We start from the raw sequence: 13,590 nt of genomic DNA, 5'->3' as shown, positions 1-13,590 counted from the left end.
ACTCGGGGGGACGACCGTACGGGGGTACGGGGGGACACGAAGAAAGCGCCGGTCCGGTGCCGCCTGGTGACAGGGGGCACCGGACCGGCGCCGTTCGTGCGTCCGTGTGAGCTGCCCCTACGCGCGCGTGCCGCTCACCCGGCCCTGGAGCAGCCGCGACAGCGCCGCGTGCACGTCGTCGAGCGAGCGCTCCGGCTGGAAGGCCTGCCAGTCGAGCGCGGCCACCAGCACCATCCCGACGAGCGCCGCCGCCGTCAGCGGGATGTCGATCTCCTCGCTGAGCTCGCCGCTCTCCACGCCCGCCCGCAGCACGTCCTCGACCACCGCGACGGCCTGTTGCCGGACGACCATGAGGGTGGACTGCCAGGCGCGGTTGGTGCGCCACAGTTCGGCCACGTACAGCTGGGTGAAGGCCGGGTAGCGGTTGATGAAGACCAGGCCCGCCCGGATCATCGCGTCGAGCGCGTCGACCTTGCTGCCGCCGTCCGCGGCCGCCTGCTCGGAGGCCTCCTTCAGGGAGGCGGTGAGCAGGCCGACGCCGTGCCGCAGCAGCTCTTCGAAGAGGACCGATTTGCTCGCGAAGTTGTAGTAGACGGTGCCCTTCGCGACCCCGGCCCGTTCGGCGATCTCGTCGACCGTCGTGGCGGAGAAGCCCTGTTCCGCGATCAGGGTGACGGCGGCCTCGTAGAGCTTCTGCCGCGTGGCCTCGCGCCGGGTGCTGCCTGCACTGCTGTCCATGACCTTGATTCTCACAGGTCCGCCGGGGCCGCCGGACCCGGTCGCGCTCACAGGCTCAGCTCCGGGTGCAGCCGGTCCAGGGTCCACACCTGCTTGCGGCGCGCGGAGAGCGCGGTCAGCGCGAGGGCGCCCAGCGTGAAGGCCGTGAGGACGGCGCACGCCTGCCAGACGGGGCCGAGACCGCCGCCCGTGATGAGCCTCCGGAGAGCGTCGACGACGTAGCTCATCGGCAGGAACGGGTGGATCCAGTTGAAGAAGCCGGGGCTCGTCTGCACCGGATAGGTGCCGCCCGCCGAGGTCAGCTGCAGCATCAGCACGGCCAGGACGAGGATCCGCCCGGCCGCTCCGAAGCGGGCGTTGAGCCACTGCACGATCGCCGCGAAGCACGCCGTCACCAGGCACAGGAAGCCGGCCGTCCCGGCCGCCCGCGCCATCTGGAGGCCGAGCCCCCAGTGCAGGACCGACAGCAGGGCGGCGGTCTGCAGCACGCCCAGGGCGGCCACCGGGAGCCAGCCCGCGAACGCGATGCGCCAGGCGGACGCGCCCGCGGCGAGCGCGCGCCGGTTGAGCGGCTGGATCAGCATGTACGCCACCATCGCGCCGACCCACAGGGACAGCGGGATGAAGTACGGCGCGAAGCCCGTGCCGTAATTGGGCGCCTTGTGCAGGGACTGGGAGGCGAGCTGCACGGGGTCGGCCATGACACCGGTGCGGTCGTCGCGGTCCTTCTTGTCGTAGTCGGGGATCTTCTTGACGCCGTCGTGCAGCCCGCCGGACAGCTCCGCCGAGCCGTCGGCCAGCTTGAACATGCCGCCCTTGAGGTCGGTCGCGCCCGTCTCCAGCTTGCCGACGCCCGTGTCGAGGTCGGCGGCCCCGGTCTTCGCGGTGCCGAGGCCCGTGTGCAGCTTCTTCGCGCCCGCGGCGACCTTGCCCGCGCCCTTGTCGAGCTCGTTGATCTGGGCGACGGCGGTCTCGATGTCGTCGTCGAGGTGCGGGGCGCGGTCGGCGAGGGCCTGGGACTTCTTCTGCAGCGTGGCCAGGTTCCCGTCGAGCTTCTTGACGTCACCGTCCTGGTCCGCGATCAGGGTGTTCATGTCGTCCGCGAGGGTCGCCACGTTCTCGGCGGACTCCTTGGCGTTCTTGAACTCCGGGCACAGCGGGTCGGGCACCGGAGCCTTATCGCAGCGCTTGGCGTAGAAGTCGCCGATGACCGCGGAGCCCTCCTTGGCGCCCTTGGCGGCCTCGGGGGCGAGCTTCACCCAGGTCGCCAGGTTGTGGCGCATCGCCTTGGAGGAGTCGGCGACGAGCTGGGCCGTGTCCCCGATGGTCTTGCCGTTGTCCTTCAGGAAGGGGCGCACCTTGTCGGCCGTGCCGTTGACCTTGCCGGCCAGCTTCCGGGTGCCGTCCGCGACCTTCCTGGAGCCGTCCTCCAGGTCGCCCGCGCCCTTGTGCAGCTTCTTGACGCCGGCGGCCAGGTCACCGCTGCCGTTCTTGGCGTCCTTCAGGCCGTTCGCGAGGTCCTTGGACCCCTTCTTCGCCTTGCCGATGCCGTCGTCCAGCTTGTCGGCGCCCTCGGCGGCCTTCTTCGTCGCGCCGTGGATGTCCGAGAACGAGATGAAGATCTTGTCGAGGAACGAGCGCGACGCCTTCGTGGACGCGGCGGTGCGCACCTCGGAGAAGACCGTCCGCGAGATCTGCCCGACGATGTAGTTGTTGGCGTCGTTCGTCCGGACCCGAAGGGCCCCCGTCTCCGGAGAGTCGCCCGAACTCGACGCGATGCGCTTGCTGAAGTCCGAGGGCATCGTCAGCGACAGGTAGTACGTGCCGTCCTCGACGCCCTTGCGTGCCTCGGCGTCGCTCACCTCGTGCCAGTCGAAGGTCTTGCTGTCGCGCAGCCCCTCGACGATGTTGTCGCCCGCCGCGAGCTTCTTGCCCCCGGCGGTGGCTCCCTGGTCGTCGTTGACGAGCGCGACGGGGATGCGGTCGAGACGGCCGTACGGGTCCCAGAAGGAGCACAGGTACAGCGCGCCGTACAGCAGGGGCAGCAGCAGGAGCGCGACGAGCGCCGCGCGCGGCAGCTTCCCCCTGCCGAAGCGCCTGAGCTCAAGCGCGGCCAGCTTCGGCGAGCGCATCCGCCGTCTCCTTGTCGTCGTCGGTGCCGTTGGGCCGGTCCTGTCCGGATTCCTGGTCGCGCGCGGTGCCCCGGTCGCCGGTGCGCACCACGACCGCGCCCTCGGGCGCCTCGCTGCACACCGCCACGACGGTCGTCCCGCGCTCGGTGAGGGACGTCAACAGCGCCCAGGCCTCGGCGCGTTCGGCGTCGGAGAGCTTCAGGTCGGTGTCGTCGACGCCGAGCACGCGCGGGCGGCCGATGAGGGCCAGCGCCACGGAGAGCCGCAGCGCCTCCAGCCGCTCCAGGTCGCGCACGGAGGTGCGCCGTCCCTTGGGCAGCTTCTCCATGTCGAGTCCGGCGGCGGCCAGCGCGGTGTCGATGCGCAGCCGCGTCTCGTTCGCCCGCTCGGCGCGCGGGCGCAGGAGGCCGCGCAGCGAGCCGCTGAACCGCCGCTCCAGGAGCGCCCGTTCGTGCAGGTGCTCGGCGACGGTCAGGGCCGGGTCGAGGTCGGTGACGCCGGGCACCGGCCCGAGCCCGCTGATCCGGCGCACGGCGGCCAGCTGCTTGGGCAGCCGCAGGCGCCCCACGGACGCCTGGCCCTCGGTGGCGCGCATCCGTCCCGTGAGCGCGAGCAGCAGGCAGGTGCGGCCCGACCCGGAGGGACCCTCCAGCGCGATCAGTGACCCGGGCTCCGCGTCGATGCCGATGCCGCGGAACGCCCAGCCCCGCGGCCCCTTGAGCCCGAAGTTCTCGGCGGTGACGGCGGCTCCGCGCACGCCGTCGGTCGGACCGTCCACAGTCCCCCCTGACCCTTCTTTTGGACTGACTGGTCAGTTCAAAAATAGGCCCGAACCCCCGATCGAGGCAAAAGCGCAGGTCAGAGCCGATTGTCAGTGGCGTACTCCACGATGGGCACATACGGCCACTGCGCCGTCACACGACGACAGGAGGTTCGTCATGGCCAGCACTTCCGCAGCAGCCGCACACCGGCACCGCGCCGTCGGCCCTGCCCCCTCACTGACCGGCCCGGCGAGCGATGTCCACCCCGTCCTGCGCCGCGCCACGGCCCCGCCCGCCGCCCTCGAACTGCTCGCCCAGGCCCGCGCCGGAATCGACGAGGCCGCCCGCCTGGACGCGCCGAACGAGCGCTACGCCACCGCCCACCTCGCCGCCCTGCGCACCGCCGCCGCCGTCCTCGCCGCGCGCGGGCGCCCCGAGACGACCCCGCGCCGCAGGCAGCGCATCCGAAGCGCCTGGGAAGTCCTCCCCGAGATAGCCCCCGAACTGACAGAGTGGAGCGCCCTGTTCGCCTCCGGTGCCGCCCGCAGGGCCCGCGCCGAGGCGGGCATCCGCGGCGCCGCCACCGTCCGCGACGCCGACGACCTGCTCCGCGACGTGGCGATGTTCCTGCGCATCGTCGAGCGGATGCTGGTGCTCCAGCCCGTGCTGCCCCAGCCGCGGCAGGAGTCGCAGGACGCGGGAAGGGAGCCGCCGGACGCGGGCTGACCGGCGCGTCTGTGCCGGACGAGGGATGACCCGGGCACCGCGCGGCAGGCAATAGGGTGGGGGGTAATCGAACCCCATGCGTCGAGGAGTCAACTGCCGTGTCGGACCCGATGCGCCCGCCCGCCTCCCACCACCAGCCCCGGACGGCGTCGCGCTCCGACCTTCCTCGTCCGCGCGCCGCTCTCCGTACCGCCGTGGTCTGGGACGTCCTCAAGGACGCCCTCGACCGCCGCGTCAAGGCCACGGGCCGTGAGTCACTCGACGTCCTCGACACGGGAGGCGGCAGCGGCAACTTCGCGGTGCCGGTCGCCGGCCTCGGCCACCGCGTCACCGTCGTCGACCCCAGTCCGAACGCCCTCTTCGCGCTGGAGCGCCGGGCCGCCGAGTCGGGCGTCGCCGAGCGCGTGCGCGGCGTCCAGGGCGATGTGCTCGGCCTCTTCGACGTCGTCGAGCGGGGCGGCTTCGACGCCGTCCTGTGCCACGGCGTCCTGGAGTACGTGGACGACCCGGCGGAGGGCGTCCGCCTCGCCGTCGACGCGCTGCGCCCCGCCGGCATCCTCAGCCTGCTCGGCGCGGGCCTCGGCGGAGCCGTGCTGGCGCGCGCCCTGGCCGGGCACTTCAAGGAGGCGCAGACGGCCCTCGCCGACCCGGCGGGCCGCTGGGGCGCGGGCGACCCCGTGCCGCGGCGCTTCACCGCCGACCAGCTCACCGAGCTGGTCGAGGCCGCGGGCGTGAGCGTCGGCGCGGTGCACGGTGTCCGGGTCTTCGCCGACCTGGTCCCGGGCGTCCTCGTGGACACCGAGCCGGGCGCCATGGAGGCACTCCTGAAGCTGGAGGCCGCCGCCGCCGAGCTGCCCGCCTTCCACTCCGTCGCCACGCAGCTGCACGTGCTGGGTGAGGCGCGGGAGACCGACGGGGCCTGAGGTGCGCCGGTGGCTGCCCCGCTGATCAGCGGCGCAGCCGCACATGGAGTACGCCACAGGCCCCCCGAACGGGCTACCGGCGCCGTATGATCGAGGCACACCGTCCTGCATGACGGTTCGGCCACTGGGGAATGCACGCTTCAGTGAGCCGGAGCGACGTGAAGGTCCGGTTTGGCGAAGTTGGCGTAGAGGGGCGGGTTTCACGGGGGCGATTCCCTGCCTATCCTGAAGGGGACCCCCGGTCGCCCCGGCGACTGCACGATGAGGAGGACTCCGTGCCGCTCTCGGAGCACGAGCAGCGCATGCTCGAGCAAATGGAGCGAGCGCTGTACGCCGAAGATCCCAAGTTCGCGACAGCGCTTGAGGGAAGCGGGCTGCGTACGTACACCCGGAAGCGGGTCTACCAAGCGGTCGCGGGTTTCCTGGTGGGTATCGCCCTCCTCATGGCCGGAATGGTCGCGCAGCAGATCTGGATCAGCGTGGTGGGATTCCTCGTCATGCTCGGCTGTGCGGTGCTCGCCGTCACCGGTTGGCGCAAGGCGCCGAAGCCGGGTGAACAGCCCTCGGGCGCGGCAGCCGCGCCAGGCGGCGCCCCGGCCCGTCGGCAGACAAGGCAGCGCCGTTCCGTGATGGACCGGATCGAGCAGCGCTGGCAGCGCCGCCGGGACGAACAGCAGGGCGGTCAGTGAGTCCAGCCGCTCACGACTGACCGAACAGACTTCTGCATGTGTGAGGGGGACCGCCCTGTGGGGCGGTCCCCCTCACACATGCGCGGGTCATGGCGGGCCACCAGCCCTTCGCAGGTCGGGGGCCTCACCGGTTCTTCACCGGTACTGGGGCCTCTCAACGGCGCTTCACCGGTATCGGGGGCCCACCGGCGCTTCACCGGTGAGGCCCCCGTCCTCAGCCTTCCTGCGCCGTCCGGCGCGGCAGCTTCCGCGTCAGGGCCGTCCACCGCTTCACGATCCGCTCGCTCCAGCGCGTGCGGAACGCCGCCCAGCGGTCCGAGACCGCCCACACCACCCGGGCGGCCGAACGCGGCGCGAGTGTCGCCCGCAGCCGTGCCGGGCGGCCCACCGCGGCCCGCAGACCGTCCCGTACCCGGGCGACGTCGTCGGCCAGACCCGCGGCCGGCTGCGGGCGCGGGGCGTACAGCACCTGCTCCACCGCGGCCGCCAGCCGATGGACGGACTCCGCGGGTCCGGCGGTCAGCTCGCCGACGCGGACGATCCGCGCGGCGGCCTTCCGGGGGGTCTGTGACTCGTCCGGCTCAATACCGTGGTCCCAGGCCGTATCGGTCACTTCGAGCCAGGCGGCCAGGGTCCGGGCCGCCGCGTCCGCCTCGGTGCGCCCGCCGGAGCCGAGACGCACCGCCCGCACCCTGGTCCGCCAGAGCACGGGCAGCAAGGGCAGCGCGAGGACGAGCAGCGCCGCCAGGGAGCCGCCGACGATCATCCCGACGGGCGGTCCGCCGCTGCCCGAACCGGTCGCGACCTGCGGGGCCGCGCTCGTGCAGCCGCCCTGCTTCTGCAGGTCGAGCGGGCAGTCGTCGGAGGCGGAGGGGGACGTGGACGGCTCGGAGGACTTGGCCGGCTCGGGGCTGTCCGGGTCGCTCGCGCCGTCGGAGGGGGTGTCGGGGCGGGTGTACTCGGGCACCGTGCCGCGGTTCGGCGTCGGCTCGAAGCGGGTCCAGCCCACGCCCTCGAAGTACAGCTCGGGCCACGCGTGCGCGTCCCGCAGGCCGACCGACATGGTGCCGTCCGCCTGCGCGGAGCCCGGCGTGAAGCCCACCGCGACCCGGGCCGGGATCCCCAGCGTCCGCGCCATGGAGGCCATCGCGAAGGAGAAGTGGACGCAGAAGCCTTCCTTCTGCTCCAGGAACCGGCCGATCGCGGCGGGACCGCTGCCCGCGCGCACCTGCGTGTTGTACGTGAACCCGCCGTCGGAGGCGAAGTAGTCCTGGAGCTTGACCGCCTGCTCGTACGGGTTCGCGGCGCCCTTGGTGACCCGGCGGGCGGTCTCCTCGACCACGCCGGGCAGCGCGTCGGGCACCTTCGTGAACTCGCGCCGCAGGTCGTCGGGCGGCTCCGGCGCGTCGGCCAGCTGCTCCGCCGTGGGCTCCACGACCAGGCTCTTGACCTGGTACTGCGCCCCGCGCGTGGTCTGGCCGCGGTCGCCGACGAGGGCCCGGCCCACCGGCTCGTACCGCCAGCGGCCGCCGATCTTCACCTGGCTGGCCGGGAAGGGCATGGGCAGCCAGTTCTGCGCGTAGCTGTCGGCGGCCGAGATGTTCGTCTGGATCTCGGTCCTGCGGACGTCGGGGCGCAGGCCCTGCGGGCTCGGCAGCGGCGAGGGCACGTCCTCGATGCGCCGGACGGTGGTCTTCCACGTCGTGCCGTCGAACTGGTCGAGCGAGACGATCCGCAGATACAGCGCGTCGGTCTGCTCGGCGTTCGTGCGGTACGAGATGACCTCGCGGTCCTCCGGCTGGTTCAGGCTGTCCTGGAGCGCGACCAGCGGGTTGATGGCGGAGATCGTTCCGCCGCCGCCCGAGCCGTCGCCGCCCGCGCCGCCGGGGCCGTCCAGGAGGCCGCCGTCCAGGGCGGGCAGGGCGAGCGGCACCACCAGGGCGATGCCGAGGGCGAGCGCGCCGATGCGGCGTCCCGTGCGGACCGGGGCGATCGCCCCCGAGTTGCTCTCCAGCCCTCCGGAGACCCGGCCCGGCGCGCGCGCCGCGCCGCCGAACACCCGGCCCCACTGCGAGAGCCGCTCCCGGCCCTCCGCGAGGAGCAGCAGCAGATAGCCGGCGGCGGCGAGCAGGAACCACAGCCACCCGGCGCCGTCCCCGGAGAGCCCCGCCGCGACCGAGTACAGCGCGAGCAGCGGCAGACCGGCGGGCGCCGCCGTACGGAAGGTGACCGCCAGCGCGTCCACCGCGAGGCCGATCACCAGGACGCCGCCGACCAGCATCAGCCGGATGCCGTCGCTGAGCGGCGCCGGGATCGCGAACCGCCCCACGTCGTCGGCGCCCGCCTCCAGGAGCACGCCGAACCGGCGGAACACCTCGGGACCGGGCAGCAGCCCCGCGATGGCCTGCTCACGGGCGAAGGACAGGGTGAGCAGCAGCAGGGTCACCAGCGCCTGCACCGCCACGGTGAGCGGCCTGGCCAGCGGCATCCGCCGGGCCAGCGCGCCCACCCCGCTCTGCAGCACGAGCAGGATCACCGCCTGCAGGAACCACGTGGCGGGGTCGACGAGCGGCAGCAGCGCGCCCGACGCCATCAGCGTGGCCGCGGTGGCACAGACCGCGAGCCGCGCGCGCCCACTCATGAACGTCCCCCCACTGTCGTACCTCCCGCGCCCGAGCGCGCGTCGTCCGCCTGCCGCCACAGCTCCCCGAGACCGGCGCCCGGCGGCACCGCGAGGGCCGCCCAGCCCGCCTCGCGCAGCATCCGCACCCGCGCCTCACCGGCGCCGGACACCGCGCCGCCGGGGCCCTGGGCCCAGGCCGCGCCGTCCAGCACGAACGCGACCGCGGAGCCGCTGCGCCGGCGCATCTTGGCGACCACCGCGGCCTGCTCCTCGTCGAGGTCGCCGAGGAAGGCGACCAGCAGGCCCTCGTTGCCGCCGCGCAGCACGTCGTACGCCCGGGAGAGCCCGGAACCGTCCGAGTGGTCGATCACCGCGAGCGTGTCCATCATCAGTCCGGCCGCGTCCGCCGACTCCTGGCTCGCGCCCGCGAAGCCGTCCGAGCCCTCGCCCGGCACGGAGGTGCCCGTGTCGGTCAACAGCCGTACCGAGAAGCCCCGTTCGAGCATGTGCACCAGGACGGACGCCGTGCCCGACACCGCCCACTCGAAGGCCGAGTCGGGGCCCGCGCCCCGGAAGCCGGCGCCCCGGGTGTCCAGGAGCACCGTGCAGCGGGCCCGCTGGGGCTGCTCCTCGCGGCGCACCATCAGCTCGCCGTAGCGCGCGGTGGAGCGCCAGTGCACCCGGCGCAGGTCGTCGCCGTGGCGGTACCCGCGCGGGATCACGTCGTCCTCGCCGGCCAGCGCCAGCGAGCGGTTGCGCCCGTCGCCGTACCCCTTGGCCTCGCCCGTGAGCCGCACCGGGGGCAGCGCCTCCACGCGCGGGATGACCGTCAGGGTGTCGTACGTCGAGAAGGAGCGCGTCAGCTCGCACATCCCGAACGGATCGGTCAGGCGCAGTTGCAGCGGCCCCAGCGGATAGCGTCCGCGCAGGTCGGAGCGGACGCGGTAGGACACCTCGCGGCGCCCGCCCGCCTCGACCCGGTCCAGCACGAACCGGGGCCGGGGGCCCAGGACGTAGGGCACCCGGTCCTGGAGCATCAGCAGCCCCGTGGGCAGCCGCGAGACGTTGTCCATCCGCAGATGGACGCGGGCCTCCGCACCGGCCGGCACGCGCGCGGGGGAGAGCCTGCGGCTGCCCGCGACGCGGTAGCGGGTGCGGAACAGGACGACGGCGCAGACCAGCGGCAGCACGGCGAGCAGCAGCCCGACGCGCAGCAGGTCGCCCTGGCCGAGCACATAGGCACAGATCGCGGCGGCGACGCCGGCCGCGAGAAAGGAACGTCCGCGTGTGGTCAGGCCCGCGAGAGCCGTGCGCAGCCCGCTCCTGTCCTGCTCGGCGGGGCCTGCCGGCATCCCCCCGGCCGTCATCACAGCCTCCGGGCGCCGGGCGGCTGCTGGTTGAAGTAGGCGCCGGGACCGGGCTGTCCGGTGGCGGGCACCGGGGTGTGCTGGAGGATCTCCAGGACGACCGATTCGGCCGTACGGCGGTTCAGCTGGGCCTGCGCGGTGGGCAGCAGGCGGTGGGCGAGCACCGCGACGGCGAGGGCCTGGACGTCGTCGGGAAGGGCGAACTCCCGGCCGCTGAGCGCGGCGGAGGCCTTGGCTGCGCGCAGCAGGTGCAGCGTCGCGCGCGGGGACGCCCCGAGTCTGAGGTCCGGGTGGTTGCGGGTCGCGCCGACCAGGTCCACCGCGTAGCGCCGCACGGAGTCGGCGACGTGGACCGTGCGCACGGCGTCGATGAGCTTCACGATGTCGTGCGCGTGCGCCACCGGCTGGAGGTCGTCCAGGGGCGAGACGCCGCCGTGGACGTCGAGCATCTGCAGCTCGGCCTCCGGGCCCGGATAGCCGATCGAGACCCGCGCCATGAAACGGTCGCGCTGGGCCTCGGGCAGCGGATAGGTGCCCTCCATCTCCACCGGGTTCTGCGTGGCCACCACCATGAAGGGGCTGGGCAGTTCGTACGTCTGCCCGTCGATGGTGACCTGGCGCTCCTCCATGGACTCCAGGAGCGCGGACTGCGTCTTCGGAGACGCGCGGTTGATCTCGTCGCCGATCACGATCTGCGCGAAGATCGCGCCCGGCTTGAACTCGAAGTCCCTGCGCTGCTGGTCGAAGATCGACACGCCGGTGATGTCCGACGGCAGCAGATCCGGTGTGAACTGGATCCGCCGCACGGAGCAGTCGATGGACCGCGCCAGCGCCTTGGCGAGCATGGTCTTGCCGACGCCCGGTACATCCTCGATGAGCAGGTGCCCCTCCGCGAGGAGCACGGTCAGCGAAAGCCGTACGACCTCTGGCTTGCCCTCGATCACACCCTCCACCGACCTGCGGACACGCTCCGCTGTGGTGGTCAGATCTGTGAGGCTCGCTCGATCGTCATAGGTCGTCACCCGGCCCTCCTCGGCCCGTTCTCCGGACCGGCGTTCACACGCACGGTCCGGTCCACCCCGAATTCACCGGCATCACGCGTGAATGGACCGCGTGATGCCACCCCCGCATTGTTGTTGGGCATAGCGGGTCGTGTCACTCGCCTGTGGATAACTGGCGCCGATTTGTCGGGTCTTACAGCCCTTTGTCAGTCACGCAGGGTCGATCTCTCGCAGCAGACCGGTGGTCACGTCGAACACGAATCCGCGGATGTCGTCGGTGTGCAGCAGGAACGGCGAGGTCCGCACGCGCTGCATCGACTGGCGCACGTCCTGGTCGACGTCGCGGAAGGACTCCACCGCCCAGGTGGGCCGCTGTCCGACCTCGTTCTCCAGGTCCTGGCGGAATTCCTCGGTGAGGGACTCCAGGCCGCAGCCGGTGTGGTGGATGAGGACGACGCTGCGGGTGCCGAGCGCGCGCTGGCTGATGGTCAGGGAGCGGATGACGTCATCCGTGACCACGCCTCCCGCGTTGCGGATGGTGTGGCAGTCGCCCAGGTCGAGGCCGAGCGCGGCGTGCAGGTCGAGCCGGGCGTCCATGCAGGCGACGACGGCGACCTGGAGGACGGGGCGGGCGTCCATGCCGGGGTCGGTGAACCCGGAGGCGTACTTCTTGTTCGCCTCGACCAGACGGTCGGTGACGGAGCCGGCGACTATGTCGCCGTTCTGCTCTGCGGGGGCGTTGCCCGAAGGAGATGCGGAAGTCGACATAGTCATGACGTTAGTGGTCAGTGATCGATGGGGCCCGCTGTGAGAAGGGACAAAGAACGTCAAAGACTCTTGTTGTGAGGTAACCCACAGGAGCGGTACGGCTACGGCCGAATGGGTGAATGCGCCGGATTTGCACCCGCGCCCGGGACCCACCCGCGACGCGCAGGCCGGTTGATTGACCGGGCGACAGCGTGGACTAAAGTGACGCGAAGCGGGAGACGTGACCTTCTCCCTGCTGGACTGCACATACGGAGATTCCCTGAATCCCCCCACGTGCGCGGCGCGTACGTACGGCTCGGCCTCCTCCCGCTCCCGGTCGGCTGACGCCACTTCCCCGGCGCCAGCAGGCCATTCCCCTTCTTCGGAGCGGGTGGGGACCCGGCAGTGCGTACGGACGCCGCGCCGGACCTGAGAGGGCCCCTTGAGCGACAACAGCCGACACGTCCCGGTGATGCTCCAGCGGTGCCTGGACATGTTGGCCCCCGCCCTCGCCGAGCCCGGAGCGGTCGTCGTCGACTGCACCCTCGGCCTCGGCGGCCACAGCGAGGCGCTCCTGTCCACGTTCCCGTCGGCCCGCCTCATCGCCCTCGACCGCGACAAGGAAGCGCTGCGCCTGTCCGGCGAGCGCCTCGCGCCGTACGGCGACCGGGCCACCCTGGTGCACGCGGTCTACGACGAACTGCCCGACGTACTCGAACGCCTGGACGTCCCGCGCGTCCAGGGCGTCCTGTTCGACCTCGGCGTCTCCTCCATGCAACTGGACGAGGCGGACCGGGGGTTCGCGTACGCCCAGGACGCCCCCCTGGACATGCGCATGGACCAGACGACCGGCATGAGCGCCGCCGAGGTCCTCAACACCTACGCGCCCGGCGAACTGGTGCGGATCCTGCGGGCGTACGGCGAGGAGAAGCAGGCCAAGCGCATCGTCTCCGCCGTCGTGCGCGAGCGCGAGAAGGAGCCGTTCAGCAACAGCGCGCGGCTCGTCGAGCTCATCCGCGACGCCCTGCCGCAGGCCGCCAAGCGCACCGGCGGCAACCCCGCCAAGCGCACCTTCCAGGCNNAGCCGTCAAGGCGCTCGCCGTCGGCGGCCGCATCGCCGTCCTGTCGTACCACTCACTGGAGGACCGCCTGGTCAAGCAGGTGTTCGCGGCCGGTGCCGCGACGACGGCGCCCCCCGGCCTGCCCGTCGTCCCCGAGCGCTACCAGCCGCGGCTCAAGCTTTTGACCCGCGGTGCCGAACTGCCCACCGAGGAAGAGGTCGCGGAGAACCGCAGGGCGGCGCCCGCGCGGCTGCGGGGCGCCCAGCGCGTCCGCGAAGACGTGGCGTGAGCCACCGCCCGCCCACCGGCCCCTGAGCTCGCCCGCAGTGCCGAGACCCGCAGTCCCGAGACCCGCAGTGCCGAGTCCGCTGATCAGAGTCCGCGAGGAGGCTCCATGAGCAAGAAGCCCGAGCTGCGGGGGAGGGCCGCCCGCCTCGCACGGCTGCTGCCACAGGGGCCCACCCAGGCCGCGCGCACGCCCTTCGTCCTCCTCGTCGTCCTGCTCCTCGGCGGCGGTCTGATCACGCTGCTCATCCTGAACTCCTCCCTCAACGAAGGCTCCTTCCAGGTGAGCGAGCTCAAGAAGGAGACGAAGGACCTCACCGAGGAGGANNCTATGCCGCCCCCGACGCGCTCCAGCGCCGCGCCCGCGAGCTCGGCATGGTCCCCGGCGGCGACCCCGCCTTCCTCGACCCCGACGGCACCGTGCGCGGGGTGCCCGGCGTCGCCGCCCGGCCCTCCGCGCTGCGCGAGGAAGTCCTCCGCCCGCGCGAGGTGGCCTCGCCGCCCGCCGGCGTCCCGCTCCCCGCGACGCCCCCGGCC

11 protein-coding genes and 3 pseudogenes are annotated in these 13,590 nt (G+C 72.7%); 7 read left to right on the top strand and 7 right to left on the bottom strand.

Translation table 11 applies throughout. From position 1 onward, the window contains the following. Window positions 1-117: 117 nt before the first annotated feature. The 3 genes from AOK22_RS31540 to AOK22_RS31530 are packed head-to-tail and all read right to left on the bottom strand — an operon-like array spanning window position 118 to window position 3,627. Window positions 118-738, bottom strand: a complete 621-nt coding sequence (locus AOK22_RS31540) for a TetR/AcrR family transcriptional regulator (RefSeq protein ID WP_055702137.1) — start codon at window positions 736-738, stop codon at window positions 118-120. A gap of 47 nt (window positions 739-785) precedes the next feature. Continuing rightward, window positions 786-2,870 carry a YhgE/Pip family protein gene (locus AOK22_RS31535; RefSeq protein ID WP_055702136.1) on the bottom strand — a complete coding sequence of 695 codons (2,085 nt, stop codon included), beginning with the start codon at window positions 2,868-2,870 and terminating at the stop codon, window positions 786-788. Continuing rightward, on the bottom strand, window positions 2,842-3,627 hold the full coding sequence (locus AOK22_RS31530) for an ATP-binding cassette domain-containing protein (RefSeq protein WP_079036947.1): 786 nt from the start codon (window positions 3,625-3,627) through the stop codon (window positions 2,842-2,844). Before AOK22_RS31530 ends, AOK22_RS31535 begins: the two co-directional genes overlap by 29 nt. Before the next feature lie 181 nt (window positions 3,628-3,808). Here AOK22_RS31530 and AOK22_RS31525 point away from each other — a divergent pair, with 181 nt between their 5' ends. The 3 genes from AOK22_RS31525 to AOK22_RS31515 all read left to right on the top strand — a co-directional run bounded on the left by AOK22_RS31525 (window position 3,809) and on the right by AOK22_RS31515 (window position 5,969). Continuing rightward, the gene (locus AOK22_RS31525) at window positions 3,809-4,357 is read left to right on the top strand and encodes an SAV_6107 family HEPN domain-containing protein (RefSeq protein ID WP_055702134.1); all 549 of its coding nucleotides are present in this window, start codon (window positions 3,809-3,811) and stop codon (window positions 4,355-4,357) included. 98 nt (window positions 4,358-4,455) lie between these two features. After that, on the top strand, window positions 4,456-5,280 hold the full coding sequence (locus AOK22_RS31520) for a class I SAM-dependent methyltransferase (protein ID WP_055702133.1): 825 nt from the start codon (window positions 4,456-4,458) through the stop codon (window positions 5,278-5,280). A gap of 275 nt (window positions 5,281-5,555) precedes the next feature. Beyond that, entirely contained in the window at window positions 5,556-5,969 is a 414-nt protein-coding gene (locus AOK22_RS31515) for a DUF3040 domain-containing protein (protein WP_055702132.1), read from the top strand. Between the two features lie 214 nt (window positions 5,970-6,183). Here the strand turns inward: AOK22_RS31515 and AOK22_RS31510 are convergent, their stop codons facing one another. From AOK22_RS31510 to AOK22_RS31495, 4 genes are all read right to left on the bottom strand, one after another. Then, window positions 6,184-8,610 (bottom strand): transglutaminase TgpA family protein, encoded by a 2,427-nt coding sequence (locus AOK22_RS31510; RefSeq protein WP_055702131.1) that lies wholly within the window; start codon window positions 8,608-8,610, stop codon window positions 6,184-6,186. After that, entirely contained in the window at window positions 8,607-9,959 is a 1,353-nt protein-coding gene (locus AOK22_RS31505) for a DUF58 domain-containing protein (protein WP_055702130.1), read from the bottom strand. The genes AOK22_RS31510 and AOK22_RS31505 overlap by 4 nt, the downstream gene beginning before the upstream one ends. Next, window positions 9,959-10,981: an AAA family ATPase gene (locus tag AOK22_RS31500; protein ID WP_055702129.1), complete on the bottom strand. Its 1,023-nt coding sequence runs from the start codon at window positions 10,979-10,981 to the stop codon at window positions 9,959-9,961. Before AOK22_RS31500 ends, AOK22_RS31505 begins: the two co-directional genes overlap by 1 nt. Before the next feature lie 189 nt (window positions 10,982-11,170). Then, the gene (locus AOK22_RS31495) at window positions 11,171-11,791 is read right to left on the bottom strand and encodes a beta-class carbonic anhydrase (protein ID WP_079036946.1); all 621 of its coding nucleotides are present in this window, start codon (window positions 11,789-11,791) and stop codon (window positions 11,171-11,173) included. A 388-nt stretch (window positions 11,792-12,179) separates the two neighbouring features. Between AOK22_RS31495 and rsmH the strand changes: the two are divergent. The 4 genes and pseudogenes from rsmH to AOK22_RS43140 all read left to right on the top strand — a co-directional run. Then, window positions 12,180-12,787, top strand: a pseudogene (gene rsmH / locus AOK22_RS31490) (16S rRNA (cytosine(1402)-N(4))-methyltransferase RsmH); the annotation flags it as partial. 2 nt (window positions 12,788-12,789) lie between these two features. After that, on the top strand, window positions 12,790-13,057 hold a 268-nt coding region (gene mraW, locus AOK22_RS43150; RefSeq protein WP_244165184.1), incomplete at its 5' end, for a 16S rRNA (cytosine(1402)-N(4))-methyltransferase. A 105-nt stretch (window positions 13,058-13,162) separates the two neighbouring features. Then, window positions 13,163-13,380: pseudogene (locus AOK22_RS43145) on the top strand (septum formation initiator family protein); the annotation flags it as partial. A gap of 2 nt (window positions 13,381-13,382) precedes the next feature. Then, window positions 13,383-13,590: pseudogene (locus tag AOK22_RS43140) on the top strand (hypothetical protein); the annotation flags it as partial.

The sequence above is a fragment of the Streptomyces silaceus genome (genome assembly GCF_001419745.1).
GTDB lineage: Bacteria > Actinomycetota > Actinomycetes > Streptomycetales > Streptomycetaceae > Streptomyces > Streptomyces silaceus.
Note: the sequence above shows the minus strand (reverse complement) of the source record. Positions and strands in the feature narration are given on the sequence as shown.

Excerpts from the sequence above, each read along its gene's own strand:
- AOK22_RS31540 (WP_055702137.1), bottom strand. The coding sequence starts at position 738 with ATGGACAGCAGTGCAGGCAGCACCCGGCGCGAGGCCACGCGGCAGAAG.
- AOK22_RS31535 (WP_055702136.1), bottom strand. The coding sequence starts at position 2,870 with ATGCGCTCGCCGAAGCTGGCCGCGCTTGAGCTCAGGCGCTTCGGCAGG.
- AOK22_RS31525 (WP_055702134.1), top strand. The coding sequence starts at position 3,809 with ATGGCCAGCACTTCCGCAGCAGCCGCACACCGGCACCGCGCCGTCGGC.
- AOK22_RS31510 (WP_055702131.1), bottom strand. The coding sequence starts at position 8,610 with ATGAGTGGGCGCGCGCGGCTCGCGGTCTGTGCCACCGCGGCCACGCTG.
- AOK22_RS31505 (WP_055702130.1), bottom strand. The coding sequence starts at position 9,959 with ATGACGGCCGGGGGGATGCCGGCAGGCCCCGCCGAGCAGGACAGGAGC.